Source organism: Croceicoccus gelatinilyticus (assembly GCF_018398395.1).
Classification (GTDB): Bacteria; Pseudomonadota; Alphaproteobacteria; order Sphingomonadales; family Sphingomonadaceae; genus Croceicoccus; species Croceicoccus gelatinilyticus.
This window is the reverse complement of the sequence record NZ_JAHCBF010000003.1, coordinates 162144-177790: the sequence shown is the minus strand read 5'-3', so window position 1 is coordinate 177790 and position 15647 is coordinate 162144. Positions and strand designations below refer to the sequence as shown.

Genomic DNA, 15647 nt, shown 5'->3' with positions numbered 1-15647 from the left:
TAGTCTCTCGAAGAGAGGGGCCCGAATTATTCGAAGAGAGAGGCGTAGCGTTCGCGCAGCGCCTTTTTCTGTATCTTGCCCATGGTGTTGCGCGGCATCTCGTCGATGACGATGACCGCCTTGGGCACCTTGAAGCCGGCCAGGTCGCGCTTCATCTCTTCGCGCACGGCATCGGCATCAATCTCGCCATAGGCGCGCAGAACCGCGACGACCGCCTCGCCGAAATCGGGATGCGGCACGCCGATCACGGCGGCTTCGGCCACGTCTTCGCGGTCGTCCAGTAGCGCCTCTACCTCTGCCGGATAGACGTTCAGCCCGCCGGTGATGATGAGATCCTTCTCGCGCCCGACCAGTTGCACATAGCCGTCCGCGTCGATCAGCCCCATGTCGCCCGTGATGAAGAACCCGTCGGCGCGGAATTCCGACTCGGTCTTTTCGGGCATTTGCCAGTATCCGGCAAAGACGTTGGGGCCTTTCACCTCGACGATGCCGACCTCGCCCTGCGGCAGTGCCTGTCCCTCGCCATCGGCAATGCGCAAGTCCACGCCCGGAAGCGGCGGGCCGACGAAGCCTGCCTTGCGTTCGCCCTCATAGGGGTTGGAGCAGAGCATGCCCGTTTCGGTCATGCCATACCGTTCGAGCACGCGGTGCCCCGATCGCGCTTCGAATGCGCGGTGAATGTCGGCGGACAATGGCGCGGAGCCGGAGATGAAAAGCCGCATGTTGCGCGCGGCGTCTGCGTTAAAGCCATCCTCGGCCAGCAGGCGGATGTAGAACGTGGGCACGCCCATCATCACCGTCGCATCGGGCATGGCGGCCAAGGCGGCCTTGGCGTCGAACTTAGTCTGGAAGATTACCGTCGCGCCCGAGAACAGCGCGCAGTGCAGGGCCACGAAGAGGCCGTGGACGTGAAAGATCGGCAGTGCGTGGATCAGGCGGTCCCGTTCCGTAAACTGCCAGAAATCGACCAGCATCTCTCCGTTCGAGACAAGATTGCGGTGCGTCAGCATCGCGCCCTTTGGTTTGCCCGTCGTGCCCGAGGTATAGAGGATCGCCGCGATATCGTCGTCATCGCGCGAAACAGCGTCGATCGCGTCCTGCGGCAAGTTGTCGAACAGCTCTTCCAGCGTCGTCACGGCAAGGTCGCTGCCGCCGATGCGGGCGAACAACTTGCGCGAGGCTTCGCGGCAGACCGCGATCACGGGCGTCGCATCACCCACGAAATAGGCCAGCTCGCTTTCGGTGTAGTCGTTGTTGAGCGGCAGGTAGATCGCGCCGCAACGCAAGGTGGCGAGGTAAAGGGCCACCGTTTCGACCGATTTCTCGGTCTGGACCAGCACACGCTCGCCCGCGCGAACGCCGCGCGCCTTCAGCCGACTGGCAAGGCGCCCCGCCGCTTCTTCCAGATCGGCGTAAGTCCAGTTTCTCGCATCCGTTTCGATCGCGGTCCTTTCGCCATATTCGGCGAAGCTGCGGGCGAAACGGTCGTAAAGGCTGGCCATCGGTGGCGGTCTCCTGCAGGTTGGACCTGTCGCAGATGCCTTTGCGGACGGCGCTGTTCAAGTCGAGCCTGATCGGTTTCCGTCATCCGGACCGGAGGCAACAAAAAAGGCGCGGGAACCGAAGTTCCCACGCCCTTTTCGAAAAGCTGAGAGCTTTGGCTTAGTCAGCCTGAGCTTCTTCAACCGATTCGTTCTCGACTTCAGCTTCGACTTCAGCAGCAGCTTCGTCAGCGTCAGCAGCAGCTTCGTCCATGGCTTCGTCGACGGCTGCGCCGGCTTCGTCCATGTTTTCTTCGGTGTCGGCAACAGCCGAATCAACGGTGGCTTCAGCCGACTCTTCGGTGCCTTCCGAGCAAGCCGTGAGCGAGAGAGCAGCGCCAGCAGCGGCAGCAGCGAGAATGATCTTGCGCATGAATATGCATCCTTCTTTCGAATAGTATGTGCCGAGACCCCTCAGACACATGCGATCCGACCCTCATAGATCGAACCATGAGAGCAGGAATAAACTCTTCCGAATCTGGATGCAAGCGTTCTCGCACAACGCGCCACTGTCCGTATGGCACCTTATCTAGGCAACAATGCGGCGTAATGAGGCGGAATTGGGGCAAACGTCATTTTGTCGCACGAGGATTGCGCCTGATCGAACGCACATTTGCCGACATCTTTCGCCAAATCAGCGGCTGACCTTCCCGCGACCCCCTGCTAATCCCCATGGCCATGAGCGATGCCGACACGAAACCCTCCGCCGAAAAACCGTCCGACGCTGCGAATCGCAAGCCGCACCTCTACCTCGTCGACGGGTCGGCCTATATCTTCCGCGCCTATCACCGCCTGCCGCCGCTGACCGATCCCGAGGGTACGCCCGTTGGCGCGGTCTATGGCTATACGACGATGCTGTGGAAGCTGGCGCAGGACCTCGACGATGCGGATGGGCCGACACACCTTGCGGTGATTCTGGACAAGGCATCGCGTTCGTTCCGGCATGACCTGTTCCCCGAATACAAGGCGAACCGCCCGCCGCCGCCCGAGGACCTGGTGCCGCAGTTCCCGCTGATCCGCGATGCCACCCGCGCCTTCAGCCTGCCCTGTATCGAGGAAGACCTGCTGGAAGCCGACGATCTTATCGCCAGCTATGCCCGTGCTGCGACGCGCAAGGGCTGGGACGTGACGATCGTGTCCTCGGACAAGGACCTGATGCAGCTTGTCGGCAAGTGCGGCGATGCCGACGACGGGGTCGAGGGCGGCTGCGTCGACATGCTCGACACGATGAAGAACGCGCGGATCGACATTCCCGAAGTGCAGGAAAAGTTCGGCGTCCTGCCCGAACAGCTTGGCGACGTCCTCGCGCTCATGGGCGACAGCGTCGACAATGTGCCGGGCGTTCGCGGTATCGGGCCGAAAACGGCATCGAAGCTGATCAACGAATACGGCACGCTTGAGGCCGTGCTGACCGCCGCGCCTGACATGAAGAAGTCCAAGATGAAGGAAAACCTCATCGAGCATGCGGAGATGGCGCGCCTGTCCCGCGAGCTCGTGCAGCTGAAGGAGGATTGCGATCTTCCGATGGAGCTGGAGGACTTCGCGCTCGACGGCATTCCGCCCGATCCGCTGGCGGCGTTCCTGTCGAAGCACGGCTTCACCTCGCTGTTGAAGCGCCTGGGCACTGGTGCTGGCAGCCCTGCGCGGCCCACCGACCTCAATCCAGCCAAAGCCGAGAACGCGGCTGCCGACAAGGTCGAGGGCGCGACGCGCCAGCCGCTGCCCGAATGGCCGAAGATCGACCTCGACAGCTATGAATGCGTGCAGAGCGCCGACCGGCTCGACGCGTGGATCGAACGCGCCTTTGCGGCCCACGCGGTCGCCATCGATACCGAGACCAGCTCGCTCGACGCGATGCGTGCCGAACTGGCAGGTGTCAGTCTTGCGCTGGGCCCCAATGACGCCTGCTATATCCCGCTCGGCCACGGCAGCGACGACATGTTCGCCGAAAAGCCCGAGCAGATCGCGCTGGACGTGGCGCTGGCAAAGCTGAAGCCGCTGCTAGAAAGCGATGCCGTCCTGAAGGTCGGGCAGAATATCAAGTACGACATCAACGTGCTTTCCCGTCACGACATCGCGATGGGGCCGGTGGAGGACACGATGATCCTGTCCTTCGACCTCGACGCAGGGCGCGGCGGGGGCGGTATCGGGCAGGCGCATGGCATGGACTCACTGGCTGAAACGCACCTTGGTCACACCACCCTGACCTTCAAGGACATCTGCGGCACCGGCAAGAAACAGATCCCGTTCAGCGCCGTCACGCTCGACAAGGCGACGCGCTATGCGGCCGAGGACGCGGACGTGACCTGGCGGCTCTGGAAGGTCCTGCGCCAGCGCGTCGCCGACGAAGGCGCGACGCGTATCTACGAACAGGTCGACCGCCCGCTGATCCCTGTCGTCGCGGGGATGGAGCGCGAAGGCATCAAGGTCGACCGCGAGTTCCTGTCGGGGCTTTCGTCTGAATTCGGCGGCCAGATCGACGCGCTGGAAAAACAGATTCACGAAATGGCCGGAGAGCCGTTCACCGTCGGCAGCCCCAAGCAACTTGGCGAAATCCTGTTCGACAAGATGGGCTACAAGGGTGGCAAGAAGGGCAAGAGCGGGCAGTATTCGACCGACCAGTCGGTACTCGAAGGGCTGGCCTCGCAAGGCGTGGACATGGCCGCGCGCGTGCTCGACTGGCGCCAGCTGTCGAAGCTGCGTTCGACTTACACCGACGCGCTGCAGGAAGCGATCAACCCGCGCACGGGCCGCGTGCACACGAGCTACAGCCTTGTCGGCGCGCAGACGGGGCGGCTTTCGTCGACCGATCCGAACTTGCAGAACATCCCGATCCGCACCGAGACGGGCCGCCGCATCCGCGAGGCTTTCGTGGCCGAGGAAGGCAATGTCCTGCTCGCCGCCGACTACAGCCAGATCGAACTGCGGCTGGCTGCGCACATGGCCGATGTTCCGCCGCTGAAAGAGGCATTCGCCAACGGCGAGGACATTCACGCGCGCACCGCTCTCGAAATGTATGGTGAGGTTACCCGCGACACCCGCGCGCAGGCCAAGACGATCAACTTCGCGATCCTCTATGGCATTTCGCGCTGGGGCCTTGCCGGACGGCTGGGCACCGACGCAGACGAGGCGCAGGGCATGATCGACCGCTATTTCGAGCGGTTTCCCGGCATCCAGCGCTACATCGTCGCCACGCTCGAGAAAGTGCGCGAGTGCGGGTATTCCGAAACGCTGTTCGGGCGAAAGACACACTTCCGCAACATCAACTCCAAGAACCAGGCCGAGCGTCAGGGCGCCGAACGCGCCGCGATCAACGCGCCGATCCAGGGCACCAGCGCCGACATCATCAAGCGCGCCATGGCCCGCATGATGCCCGCGCTGCGCGATGCGGGGCTGAAGGACGTGCGGATGCTGCTGCAGGTGCACGACGAACTCGTCTTCGAACTGCCCGAAGGCGACGTTGCCGCCGCCAGCCCGATCATCGAACGCGTCATGGCCGAAGCCGCGCTGCCGTCCGTCACGCTCGACGTGCCGCTGGGCATCGATATCGGCACGGGCAAGTCGTGGGGTGAGGCGCACTAAGCGGCTTGATCGGGCGGCAAGCCGATTGACGCCGCAGCGATTGTGCCGGACAGAGGCGGACCCTGTTGTCGCCTACAAGACGGGTGTTTGGACGGTTAGCGTAGAATGTCAGCGCCACTTTTGAGCATGTTACGGTCCGACGAGACCGGAGGCACGCGCCAGCGCCGTGCGCCGATCCTGCTCGTCCTGACCCTGACCGCGATCGGCCTGATTGGCAGCTTGCTGCTCGTCTGGTCCACGATCGCGAGCGAGCGGGCCGAGCGTGAGCAGGTCGAGCGTACGAACGAGATCATGGTTGCGCTGCGCGATATCGACCGTGCCGCGATCAATGCCGAGGCAGGGCAGCGCGGCTATTTCATCACGCTCGACAAGCGGTATCTCGCCTCATACGAATTTGGCCGCGCGCTCTATCCCCGGTCGATGGACAACCTGAAAACCGAAGTCGAGGCCGCGGGAATGCTGCCGCGGCAGGAAGAACTGCTCTCAACGATTGAGCAGCACGCCGATACGAAGTTCGACCAGCTGGCCAAGACCGTGGCGATGATCGATCGCGGCGAAATCCGCGATGCGCAGCAGCGTATCCTGTCCGACGAAGGCCGCATCGCGATGGAGCGTTTGCGCAATTCGCTGTCGGAGATGGAAGCGCTGGAACAGGGCATCCTCGCCTCTGCCACGCAGGAAGCAGCGGCAGCGGAAGACCGCGTGCTGCCGCTTTTGTCGGTTACGCTCCTGCTGACGCTAGGCTCACTGGGCTTGGGTCTATGGTCTACAGTGCGCGCCACCCATGCCGAAGCGCAGGCCGCACAGGCCGCGCAACTGGCCGAAGCCCGCGATCGGGCCGACCTGCTCGCGCACGAGCTCAATCACCGCGTGAAGAACCTGTTTGCCGTCATCCTCGCCATCGTGCGGATGAGCGCGCGCGACAAGCCCGAGGCCAAGCCCGTCGTCGACAGTATCTCGGCCCGCATCCACGCGCTGCTTGACGCGCATGAGGCGACGCAGGGCAAGGATACCGATGGCACGGCGCGTATGCGCGTGCTTGTCGACAAGGTGCTTGCGCCCTATTCGGACGAGGGCAACCAGTTCGAAGTGTCCGGCCCCGATGTCGAACTGACACCGCGAGAGGCAACGCCGCTGGGCCTCGTGCTCCACGAACTGACGACCAATGCGGTCAAGTATGGCGCGTGGTCCAATGTGGGCGGGAAGATCGCGATCAACTGGACTTATGAAGGTTCGGGTGACGATCGCGCGCTGCAGATCCGCTGGCAGGAAACCTCGCCCTCGCCCAAGGCACCGACGGAACGGCAGGGTTTCGGTTCGATGCTGATGCAAAGCAGCGCCCGCCAGTTGAGCGGCACGATCGACCGCGAATTCAACGATCAGGGCATGGTCGTGGACATCCGCTTCCCCCATACGACAGCGACCACCACGGTCTGAACCGCGTCCGATTGCCTGCCTTTCGCGTCAGGGGGCGTTGAATGTTGCAGTGCAGCAACCTAGGTTCGATCGCATGCAAGCGATTCAGGACCTGCTCGCCGAAACCCCTCCATGGATGATCAACACGGCAATCGCGCTGGGTGCTGCCGCCCTTGCGATCCTGGTTGCGCTCGTCATTCACCGGATCATTTTCAGGATATTGCGCAAGTTCGCCAAGGGCAGCGACAGCAGTACCGATGACCTGCTGGTCCGCAAACTGGCGCGGCCATCGCGCTATGCCCTGATCGCGCTGGGTCTCGTTCTTGCGGCACGGGAAATCCCGTTGCTGGAAAAGGTGTGGGAGCGGGTGGCAGGCTTCGTCATGCCCGCGCTGGTGGGCTGGATCGCGCTTGCCGTTCTGCACGCCTTCATTCACGCGATGACGATCCGGGCCGATATCACCGTGGCCGACAACCAGCGCGCGCGGCGCAAGCGGACCCGTCTGGCGATTTTCTCTCGCATAGGCACGGCAGTGATCATCTTCGTGACCGTGGGCCTGATGTTGCTCTCCATCCCCGGCGTTCGCGATATTGGCGTGACGTTGATGGCGTCTGCGGGTCTTGCCGGCCTTGCCGTCGGTGCAGCGGCTCAGCCTGCGCTCAAGTCCCTGATTGCGGGTATGCAGATGGCCGTCACCGAACCGATCGCGATCGACGATGTCGTGATCGTGGATGGTGAATGGGGCCGGATCGAGGATATCAAGACGACTTACGTGGTCGTGAAGATCTGGGACGAACGCCGCCTTGTCGTGCCCACGACGAAGTTCCTTGAAGAGACTTTTCAGAACTGGACCAAGCGCGGCTCGCAGCTTCTCGGCTCAATCATGCTCTACGTCGATCCGGCCACTGACGTCGCCCCGATCCGTGCGGAGTTCGAGCGCCAGATCGCTGAACATGAGCTTTTCGACGGGCGCGTGCAGAACGTGCAGGTCACCGACCTCAAGCCACACGCGATGGAAGTGCGTTTGCTGGTCAGTTCCACAGGAGCGCAGGAGCTTTGGGACCTGCGTGTCGCCATTCGCGAGACGATGATGGACTGGCTGCGCCGTGAAATGCCCGATGCCATCGCCAGCCAGCGTCTGCGCGCGACAGAGCCGGTGCGGATCGAAGGAGCACCGGCCCTTTCGCAGGGCTGATCCAAATAAACAGGGCAGATATAAAAAGGCCCGCCGTGATGGCGGGCCTTTTGCTTATTCGTGCTTGTTGTCGCGGGTCGAACTCAGCATCCCCGGCGTAACGAACCCGATCGGGTTCACTTCTGCCGCGCGGCGTTTCAACTCGCCGCGCATCTTGGCGTACTCGCTCTCCATCCGGTCGGTCACCGTGGGGCGCGAATCCTTCAGCGCGTCTTCGAAATCGGCCTTGTTGACGGACGACACCTTCGATCCCTCGCGCCGGATGGCGTTAAGGCCCGCGCGGCGCACCACGTCTTCAAGGTCCGCGCCGGTGTAGCGCTCTGTATGCTTGGCGATGGCGGCCAGATCCACGTCTTCGGCCAGCGGCATCGCGGACGTGTGGATCTTTAGGATGTGATGACGGCCCGGCTCGTTCGGCGCGCCAACATATACCAGTTCGTCGAAACGCCCCGGACGCAGCAGCGCAGGGTCGACCAGCGTGGGCCGGTTGGTGGCCCCGATCACGACGATCGACTGCAGTTCTTCCAGTCCGTCCATTTCGGCAAGGATCGTGTTGACCACACGCGCGGTGACCTGCGGCTCGTTGCCACTGGACCCACGGGCCGGGACAAGGCTGTCGATCTCGTCGATGAAGACGACGCATGGCGCGACCTGGCGGGCGCGGGCGAAGAGCTTGGAAATCTGCTGTTCGCTCTCGCCGTACCACTTCGAAAGCAGGTCGGACGACTTCATCGAGATGAAGTTCGCCTCTGCTTCCTTGGCGACGGCCTTGGCCAGCAGGGTCTTGCCGGTGCCCGGCGGACCATAGAGCAGGAAGCCCTTGGCCGGACGGATGCCGAGCCGCTTGAACGCATCGGGGTTCTTCAGCGGCAGTTCCACGCCTTCACGCAGCATTTCGGTCGCATCGTCGAGCCCGCCGATGTCGGACCAGCCGACCGACGGGGCCTGCACCATGACTTCGCGCATGGCGCTGGGCTGGATGCGCTTTGATGCCGAGATGAAGTCGTCGCGAACGACCTTCAGATCGTCGAGAACTTCGGGCGGGATCGTGCGGGCGTCGAGATCGATGCGCGGCATGATCCGGCGCACCGCGTCGATCGCGGCTTCACGTGCCAAAGCGGCAAGGTCTGCACCGACGAAACCATGCGTCGTTCGGGCCAGTTCCTTGAGGTCGACGTCATCGTCCAGCGGCATGCCGCGGGTGTGGATGGCGAGGATTTCCTTGCGACCCTTCTCGTCCGGCACGCCGACGATGATCTCGCGGTCGAAGCGGCCCGGACGGCGCAGCGCCTCGTCAATCGCGTCGGGCCGGTTGGTGGCCGCGATGACGACGAGGTTGGAGCGCGCCTGAAGCCCGTCCATCAGCGTCAGCAGCTGTGCGACAAGGCGCTTTTCCGCCTCGCCCTGCACGTTCTGGCGCTTGGGCGCGATCGAATCGATCTCGTCGATGAAGACGATCGAGGGGCTGTTCTTCTCGGCTTCCTCGAACACCTCGCGAAGCCGCTTTTCGGATTCGCCATAGGCCGAACCCATGATCTCGGGACCGTTGATCAGGAAGAAGTTCGCATCCGATTCGTTGGCGACGGCCTGGGCCAGGCGCGTCTTGCCGGTGCCCGGCGGGCCGTGCAGCAGGACGCCCTTCGGCGGATCGACGCCAAGACGGGTGAAGAGTTCGGGGTAACGCAGCGGCAATTCGACCATCTCGCGAAGCTGCTGGATGGTCTCGCTCATCCCGCCGACGTCGTCGTAATTGACCGATGCGCGCGCATCGCGCGGTTCCTCGAACTCGGCCTTCAGCTCGACTTCGGTATTCTCGTCGATGTGGACGATGCCCTTGGGGCTGGTCGACACGACGGAAAGGCGAATCTGCGTCAGCGCATAGGCGGGCGCGTTGAACATGCGTGCGATTTCGGGCGGCATGTCCTGCACGCGCTGCTGTCCGCGCGTGGCGACAAGGTCGCCGGCGGTCAGCGGGCGGCCAAAGAAATTGCGGCGCAGCGCCTCTGCCGGGCCTTGCAGGCGCATTTCGCGCTGGGCCGGGGCGAAGACAACGCGGGTGGCGGGGCGCGATTCGGCCTTGCGGACGCAGACATGCTCACCCGAACCGACTTCGGCATTACCGCGCTCAAGCCCGTCGAGGCGGATGACGTCCAGCCCTTCGTCTTCAGGGTAGGGCAAAAGGGCGCGGGCCGGCGTCGTGCGCTTGCCCTCGATCTCGATCACATCGCCTTCGGTAATGCCCAGTGTGGCCATCGCGGTGCGGGGGATGCGGGCGATACCGTGGCCCGATTCCTCCTGCTTTGCGGCTGCGACCTGCAGCTTGACCTCGTTTTCGATCGCAGCGCCTGCGTCGGCCATGAATTCGTCCTCGTCCTGCCTGGTACGGTGTCAAAGGACGAGATGGGAAGTGGTTCCGCCGGATGCAAACCGGCACGGGCGGTGCATGCGCGGATTACGGACAAAAAAAGGCCCGGGCGGAAGAACCGACCGGGCCGTATAAGTTTGGGAGAGGATGCCTGTAAGGCCCCTCCTGAATGCGGATTCGGGCGCTATCTCGCAAGTGCGAAAAGAGAAAACAAGGTTGCAGTAATTGCAACTGTTGATCTAAATCAATGTTTTTTAATGACATTCGTCAGGGCGATATAACCCTATCCATATCGCTAGGGCGAAGTGGCAAAAATTATTGTGCGCTGCAACATCAAGGTTCGGTGGGTCGGGCGCACCCGTTGAGGGTGGCCTCGCCCAGCCGCAAAGTGGCGGCGAAGGGGTAATTGCGGTCCGACATTCCGTCCGAACACGGCTCTACCGTAACGGAAAGCGTCAGCGCCTCGTCCTCCAGCGTGCCGGTAAGGGCAAGTTCGTCGCCCTCCGTCTGCTCGCGCTGGATGTCGATCTGGCGGCCTTCCTGATCTTCGGGAGTCATGTAGCGAAGTTTCCCTTCGCTGACGTGAACGGCCCAGAACGGTTCGGTGCCTAGTGCGCGGAAAGATTGCGGGAAGCGCGATTCGCTTGGCAGCGCGGTAGGGGCCGGTGCAGGCCCGGTCGTCGGTTCAGGGGCGGTCTCTGTCGGTTGGGGCGTGGGATTCGCGCCGCAACCGGCGACAGTAAGGGCAAGCCACGCGGCGATCAGGGTCTTCGTAGAAATCATGGCCAAATGGCTACCAGATGGGGAACGCATGGGCGAGCGGCCTGTTTGCGCTTGAAGAAGCCATTGCCTGCCCGTGCCGCCTCTGGCACCGCTGCGCGCCTTACACAAACTCTAGGACCGAAAGCGGAAAGATGACCGATACACCTTGGCGGATGCCGCCCGAATGGCACGCGCAGGACTGGATCTGGATCGGCTTTCCGCACGACCCTGCCGAATGGTCCGGCGTAATCGACCAGGCCCAGGAGGAAATCGCCGCTTTCGCCAATGCGGTGGCCGAAACGGGGCAGGAAGTGCGCCTGCTGGTCCGCGACGGCGCTAACGAGATGCGTGCGCGCCAGTTGACGAGCGCGGCGGTCAAGCTGGAGCGGCGGGTCTATGGCGATGTCTGGCTGCGCGATACCGGCCCGCTGGTACTGTCCGACGGCGCAGGCAATCTTTCGGCGCGCCGGTTCGGATTCAACGGCTGGGGCGGCAAGTACCTGATGGACGGCGACCAGACCGTCGGCGCGGAACTGGCGCGTGACGCCGGACTGCCGCTGGAAACCGCCGACTGGATACTCGAAGGCGGGGCGATCGATGGGGATGGCACCGGGCTGGTCGTCACGACCGAACAGTGCCTGCTGAACCCCAATCGCAATCCGCAGATGTCGCGTGAGGATATCGAGGGCAGGCTTGCTGCCGATCTAGGCATGGACCGCGTGGTCTGGCTGCGCGACGGGCTGCTCAACGATCACACCGACGGCCATGTCGACAATCTCGCCCGCTTCGTGGCCGAAGGCACGCTCGCGCTTCCAGTGCCGACAGGCCCCGACGATGCCAACCGCGCGATCTATGCCGATGCGCGCGACAGGGCCATGGCGGCGGGGCTGAAAGTGGTCGACGTGCCTTCACCGGGGCTCGTCACTTCGGGCGATTTCATCGAGCCGGCAAGCTACATGAACTTTGCGATCACCACCCACCTTGTCGTCGTGCCAACTTACGGCACGGTACACGATGCGGACGGTGTCGCGGCGGTCGACGCGCTGTTTCCAGACCGCCGCGCGATCGGCATACCGGCTCGGGCGGTTCTGGCCGGTGGCGGCAGCTTTCACTGCGCCAGCCAGCAGATGCCGTCAGTCTGACCCGGCCTCGGGATTGCGCTGTACCGCTAGTTCGGCCAGCGCCTGACCCATCTGTTCGGTGCCGTAAGGCTTCACGATCATCGGGACGTGCTGGAACTTCTCGGGCATCACTTCCTCGCCGCCGTAACCGGATGCGAAGATGAAGGGGATGCCCGCGTTCAGAAGCTTCTCAGCCGTAGGTGATGAATTCTCGCGCCCGAGATTGAAGTCGAGGACGGCGAGATCGATCTGCCGCTCTTGCAGGACCTTGGCCGCATTGCCATTGCTGGCCGCCAGATAGACCTCGCCAGCACCCAGTTCGCGCAGCGAATCTTCGGCGTCCAGCGCGATCAGTGCGCTGTCTTCGACCAACAGCACGTGCTTTCCGGTGATCAGCGCTTCGCCTCCAGACTTGTTGGCCGGCACGGCCTTGTGCACTTCCTTGCCGCGCGACGCCGCAACGTAACGGGCGGGGATCGAGAAGTGTCCCTCGAACCCGGCGGTCTTGTAATGGGTCTGCGCCTCGCCCCCCAGTTCGTGGGGAATCGAGTTCTCGATCACGGTCGTACCGAAACCGCGCCGCTTGGGCGGCATGACGGCGGGGCCACCCATCTCGCGCCAGTCGATGACGAGCGAACCGTCTTCGGCGAGCTGCCAGGTCACGTCGACCGTGCCGCTGTCGCTGAGTGCGCCGTACTTTGCCGCATTCGTCACAAGCTCGTGAATTACGAGCGCGAGGACGGTGAAAGCATCGGGCATGATCGCGACGTCGGGGCCCACCATGCGGACGGACTGGCGGTCTTCCTCGAAATAGGCCTTCGCCTCGGTGACGATCAGGTCTTCAAGCCGCGCCGGCCCCCACTGGTCGGCAGTCAACTGATCGTGCGCGCGGGCAAGCGACTGGATGCGCGAATCGAGAGTATTGATGAACGCGCCGACATCGTCCGCCTCGCGGCTCGTCTGCCCGACAAGCGCGCGGATGAGTGCGAGGATGTTGCGAACGCGGTGGTTCAACTCGCTGATCAGCAGCTTTTGCTGCTCACTCGCGCGGCGGCGATCCTCGCTGGCCGCTTCGGTCAGGCGCAGCACGACTTCCAGCAGGGTCGAGCGCAGGGCATCGGCCACGCGCATTTCCGCGTCGGTAAACGGGGCCGCTTCGCCTCGGACGAGTTCGGACCATTCCTCGAAGCTTTTGCGCGGGGTTAGGCGCGCGCCGTTCGGCCCATACTCGATTTCCTTTTCCTGATTACCGGCCCAACGCACGGAGCGCAGGCGTTCTGCCCGGAAAAGGACGACATAGTCACGCGGGCGGCGCGAAATCGGTACGGCCAGCAGACCTGCGGCCTTGGAACTGTATTCCTCCGCCTCGGGCAGGATTTCGGAGATGCGATTGGTCGTGAAGATCTGGCTCGCCTCGCCCCGGTTAAGTACATTGGCAAGGCGGCGGAACTGTTCCTCGTTCGGAGCCAGGCCGCTGAGGGAGACATTGTCTTCGACAAAGACGCCAACGCCATCGGCGGGGATCGCGTCCATGACGAGATCGCCCATCCACTGCGCGTCGGTCAGCTTGTCGGTATCCTGCGCCGCGGCAGCCATGAGGCGGTCCGCCACGCGGCGGGCCTTTTCTTCGTAGGCGTTCATTTCCGAACGCAGGCGGCTTTCGAGGACGAGCGAGAACATCTGCCCGAACAATTCGGCAGCGCTTCGTTCGGCAAAGCTGGGCAGGCGCGGGCTATAGTGGTGGCATGCGAACAGGCCCCACAGCTTGCCATCGATGATGATCGAGATCGACAGCGAGGCGCGCACGCCCATGTTCTTCAGGTATTCGACGTGGATCGGCGAAACTGCGCGGAACAGAGAGAGCGAGAGGTCGAGCGGCTCAGTCTGGGAGACCGGTTCGATCGGCTTGGGCTCGTCATTAACGTCAGCGATGATGCGGAAGACGTTGCGCAGGTAAAGCTGGCGTGCCTGTTTCGGGATGTCGGACGCGGGAAAGTTCAGGCCGAGGAAGCTGTCGATCCCCGGTTCGAGCGCTTCTGCCACGACTTCGCCCGATCCGGTCTGGCCAAAGCGATAGACCATCACGCGGTCGAACCCGGTCAGCAGGCGGACCTGCCGCGCACCTTCGCGCAAGATGTTCTGGATCGTCTCGGTCGACTGGATCCGCGTGATCATGCTGCGCACGAGCGAGGACACCTCGATCTCGTCACCACGTGCGGGCTCACACTCGATCACGATCGAACGGCCCGAGAAATGGAGAGCGACGTCGAACGCCTTGGCGTCGGAAATCAGCTTCACGGAAAACAGCCGCTCAACCGAATCGTCGCCGCGCAAGTTCCCTGCGCGCGCGCGCAAGGAATTGAGGGCGTGCGGCAGGAAGATGTCGTGCAGCGGACGGCCCAGCAGGCCGATCGGCTCGATCCCGAGGTAAGGCTCCGTATTGGCGGCGCGCTGGATGATCCAGTCTGCGCCTACCGCGATCAGAAAGCCGATGGGCTGGATATTGCCCAGGATATGAATCGGCTCACGATCGCAGTTGGTAAGATCAACCGCGTCCATGCCCGTCTCGGGTCGGTTCAACGAAGGTCCTCCGCCATGGCAGCTGCACCCCTGCGGAATGCGCGGAAGGTCTCTATAGCTGCGTCGGTAACTTCGTCCAGCCAGTCAGCGCCCGTGCAGGCATCGTCGAATGCTGCGCAGAACGACTGCCAGTTGCGACCCATGTCTGGGTCGGGCGAGAGATAGCGGCGCGGCGTGCCGGAAGGCAGCATGTCGGACAGGACCTTGCCGCCCAGACGCGATCCTTCCAGCACGTATTGCACGCCCCATGCGGTGACCGGCGTGACGGAGAACGCGATCATCGGCGCAGGCAGCGGAATGCGCAGCGCGGCAAGATCGTCGGCAAGCCGCGGATAGCGCGGATGCCAACTTTGCCAGCCAAGGCCGGTGACCCGCAGTTCAAGCCGCGGCAACGCCATGGCGTGCGCGGTCAGGAAAGCGCGGTAATGGTCGATATTCTCAAGGTCGAACGGCGCAAAGGCGGCCTCTGTCGCCTCGTGCTCTTCACGCGTGCGATCGCGCAGCACAAAGCGCGCGGTGCGGCCGCGATTTTCCGGTTCGGCCATAATGGCTTCGGCGCCTGCCCCGCTTTCGCGGGCAGACGCCGGTTGCCGATATTGGGTGGGGGTAAACTGCGACCCGTCCATGGCAAGGGGTACTTTCTGATCAGTCGGAGAGGAGGACTTTCTCGATCCTCGCAACAGGTTCGCCGGTCACGGTCTTTGCCTCTTCGGCAACGAGCGCAGCTTCGAGCGACTTGTGATAGTGGCGGCGCATTTCGCCCAGCGTCTTGGGATCGGCGGCAATGGCCAGCTTGTCGATCTTGCCCTGAAGAACCGCCTGGTTGAGATATTCGGCAACCGCGGCCGCATGGGCCAGTTCGTTAAGATCGGTGCTGCCCTTGCGCTGGCCGACATCGTCCTGATGACGAACGCCCGCGCTGAAATTGCTGCCCTCTACATCCGGACGGTCGATGGACGTGAGAGAGGGAGAATCGGGCGATCCGTCGTTGCGCATCAGGGTGAAGCTGGCGCCATCGACGATGGCGAGGTGAGCCTTGTGCGGCAGTCGCATGATTCGTCCTTTTCGGATTTCTCGTGTTTTCG

General features: G+C 63.3%; 11 protein-coding genes. 4 read left to right on the top strand and 7 right to left on the bottom strand.

What is annotated here, in order from left to right:
- Positions 1-26 precede the first annotated feature (26 nt).
- Together KIH45_RS08225 and KIH45_RS08220 are read right to left on the bottom strand one after the other, a co-directional pair.
- A complete protein-coding gene (locus tag KIH45_RS08225) occupies positions 27-1502 on the bottom strand; it encodes an AMP-binding protein (RefSeq protein ID WP_213175529.1) in 1476 nt (491 codons plus the stop codon).
- 160 nt (positions 1503-1662) lie between these two features.
- Positions 1663-1914, bottom strand: a complete 252-nt coding sequence (locus tag KIH45_RS08220; protein ID WP_213175528.1) for a hypothetical protein — start codon at positions 1912-1914, stop codon at positions 1663-1665.
- A 305-nt stretch (positions 1915-2219) separates the two neighbouring features.
- Between KIH45_RS08220 and polA the strand changes: the two genes are divergently transcribed.
- The 3 genes from polA to KIH45_RS08205 all read left to right on the top strand — a co-directional run bounded on the left by polA (position 2220) and on the right by KIH45_RS08205 (position 7734).
- Positions 2220-5123, top strand: coding sequence for a DNA polymerase I (gene polA, locus KIH45_RS08215; RefSeq protein WP_213175527.1), 2904 nt, complete (start codon positions 2220-2222; stop codon positions 5121-5123).
- A 126-nt stretch (positions 5124-5249) separates the two neighbouring features.
- Entirely contained in the window at positions 5250-6560 is a 1311-nt protein-coding gene (locus KIH45_RS08210; protein WP_213175526.1) for a sensor histidine kinase, read from the top strand.
- A gap of 73 nt (positions 6561-6633) precedes the next feature.
- Entirely contained in the window at positions 6634-7734 is a 1101-nt protein-coding gene (locus KIH45_RS08205; protein WP_213175525.1) for a mechanosensitive ion channel family protein, read from the top strand.
- 54 nt (positions 7735-7788) lie between these two features.
- On the opposite strand, the gene KIH45_RS08200 is transcribed toward KIH45_RS08205, so the two are convergent.
- Both KIH45_RS08200 and KIH45_RS08195 read right to left on the bottom strand, forming a co-directional pair.
- Complete coding sequence (locus KIH45_RS08200) at positions 7789-10092, bottom strand: CDC48 family AAA ATPase (protein ID WP_213175524.1); 2304 nt, start codon at positions 10090-10092, stop codon at positions 7789-7791.
- Between the two features lie 340 nt (positions 10093-10432).
- Positions 10433-10882 (bottom strand): COG3650 family protein, encoded by a 450-nt coding sequence (locus tag KIH45_RS08195; protein WP_213175523.1) that lies wholly within the window; start codon positions 10880-10882, stop codon positions 10433-10435.
- A 131-nt stretch (positions 10883-11013) separates the two neighbouring features.
- Between KIH45_RS08195 and KIH45_RS08190 the strand changes: the two genes are divergently transcribed.
- Complete coding sequence (locus KIH45_RS08190) at positions 11014-12003, top strand: agmatine deiminase family protein (RefSeq protein ID WP_213175522.1); 990 nt, start codon at positions 11014-11016, stop codon at positions 12001-12003.
- Here KIH45_RS08190 and KIH45_RS08185 read toward each other — a convergent pair.
- From KIH45_RS08185 to KIH45_RS08175, 3 genes are all read right to left on the bottom strand, one after another.
- Positions 11995-14541 (bottom strand): HWE histidine kinase domain-containing protein, encoded by a 2547-nt coding sequence (locus tag KIH45_RS08185; RefSeq protein ID WP_213175729.1) that lies wholly within the window; start codon positions 14539-14541, stop codon positions 11995-11997. The two genes, KIH45_RS08190 and KIH45_RS08185, sit on opposite strands and share 9 nt — an antisense overlap.
- A 17-nt stretch (positions 14542-14558) precedes the next feature.
- Positions 14559-15107: a biliverdin-producing heme oxygenase gene (locus KIH45_RS08180; RefSeq protein WP_213175521.1), complete on the bottom strand. Its 549-nt coding sequence runs from the start codon at positions 15105-15107 to the stop codon at positions 14559-14561.
- Positions 15108-15207: 100 nt separating this feature from the next.
- Positions 15208-15615, bottom strand: a complete 408-nt coding sequence (locus KIH45_RS08175; RefSeq protein ID WP_213175520.1) for a baeRF12 domain-containing protein — start codon at positions 15613-15615, stop codon at positions 15208-15210.
- Positions 15616-15647: the final 32 nt, after the last annotated feature.

Coding starts and splice junctions, on each gene's coding strand:
- KIH45_RS08210 (WP_213175526.1), top strand. CDS start 5,250: ATGTTACGGTCCGACGAGACCGGAGGCACGCGCCAGCGCCGTGCGCCG.
- polA (WP_213175527.1), top strand. CDS start 2,220: ATGAGCGATGCCGACACGAAACCCTCCGCCGAAAAACCGTCCGACGCT.
- KIH45_RS08185 (WP_213175729.1), bottom strand. CDS start 14,541: ATGGACGCGGTTGATCTTACCAACTGCGATCGTGAGCCGATTCATATC.
- KIH45_RS08205 (WP_213175525.1), top strand. CDS start 6,634: ATGCAAGCGATTCAGGACCTGCTCGCCGAAACCCCTCCATGGATGATC.
- KIH45_RS08195 (WP_213175523.1), bottom strand. CDS start 10,882: ATGATTTCTACGAAGACCCTGATCGCCGCGTGGCTTGCCCTTACTGTC.
- KIH45_RS08225 (WP_213175529.1), bottom strand. CDS start 1,502: ATGGCCAGCCTTTACGACCGTTTCGCCCGCAGCTTCGCCGAATATGGC.
- KIH45_RS08175 (WP_213175520.1), bottom strand. CDS start 15,615: ATGCGACTGCCGCACAAGGCTCACCTCGCCATCGTCGATGGCGCCAGC.
- KIH45_RS08180 (WP_213175521.1), bottom strand. CDS start 15,107: ATGGCCGAACCGGAAAATCGCGGCCGCACCGCGCGCTTTGTGCTGCGC.
- KIH45_RS08190 (WP_213175522.1), top strand. CDS start 11,014: ATGACCGATACACCTTGGCGGATGCCGCCCGAATGGCACGCGCAGGAC.
- KIH45_RS08220 (WP_213175528.1), bottom strand. CDS start 1,914: ATGCGCAAGATCATTCTCGCTGCTGCCGCTGCTGGCGCTGCTCTCTCG.
- KIH45_RS08200 (WP_213175524.1), bottom strand. CDS start 10,092: ATGGCCGACGCAGGCGCTGCGATCGAAAACGAGGTCAAGCTGCAGGTC.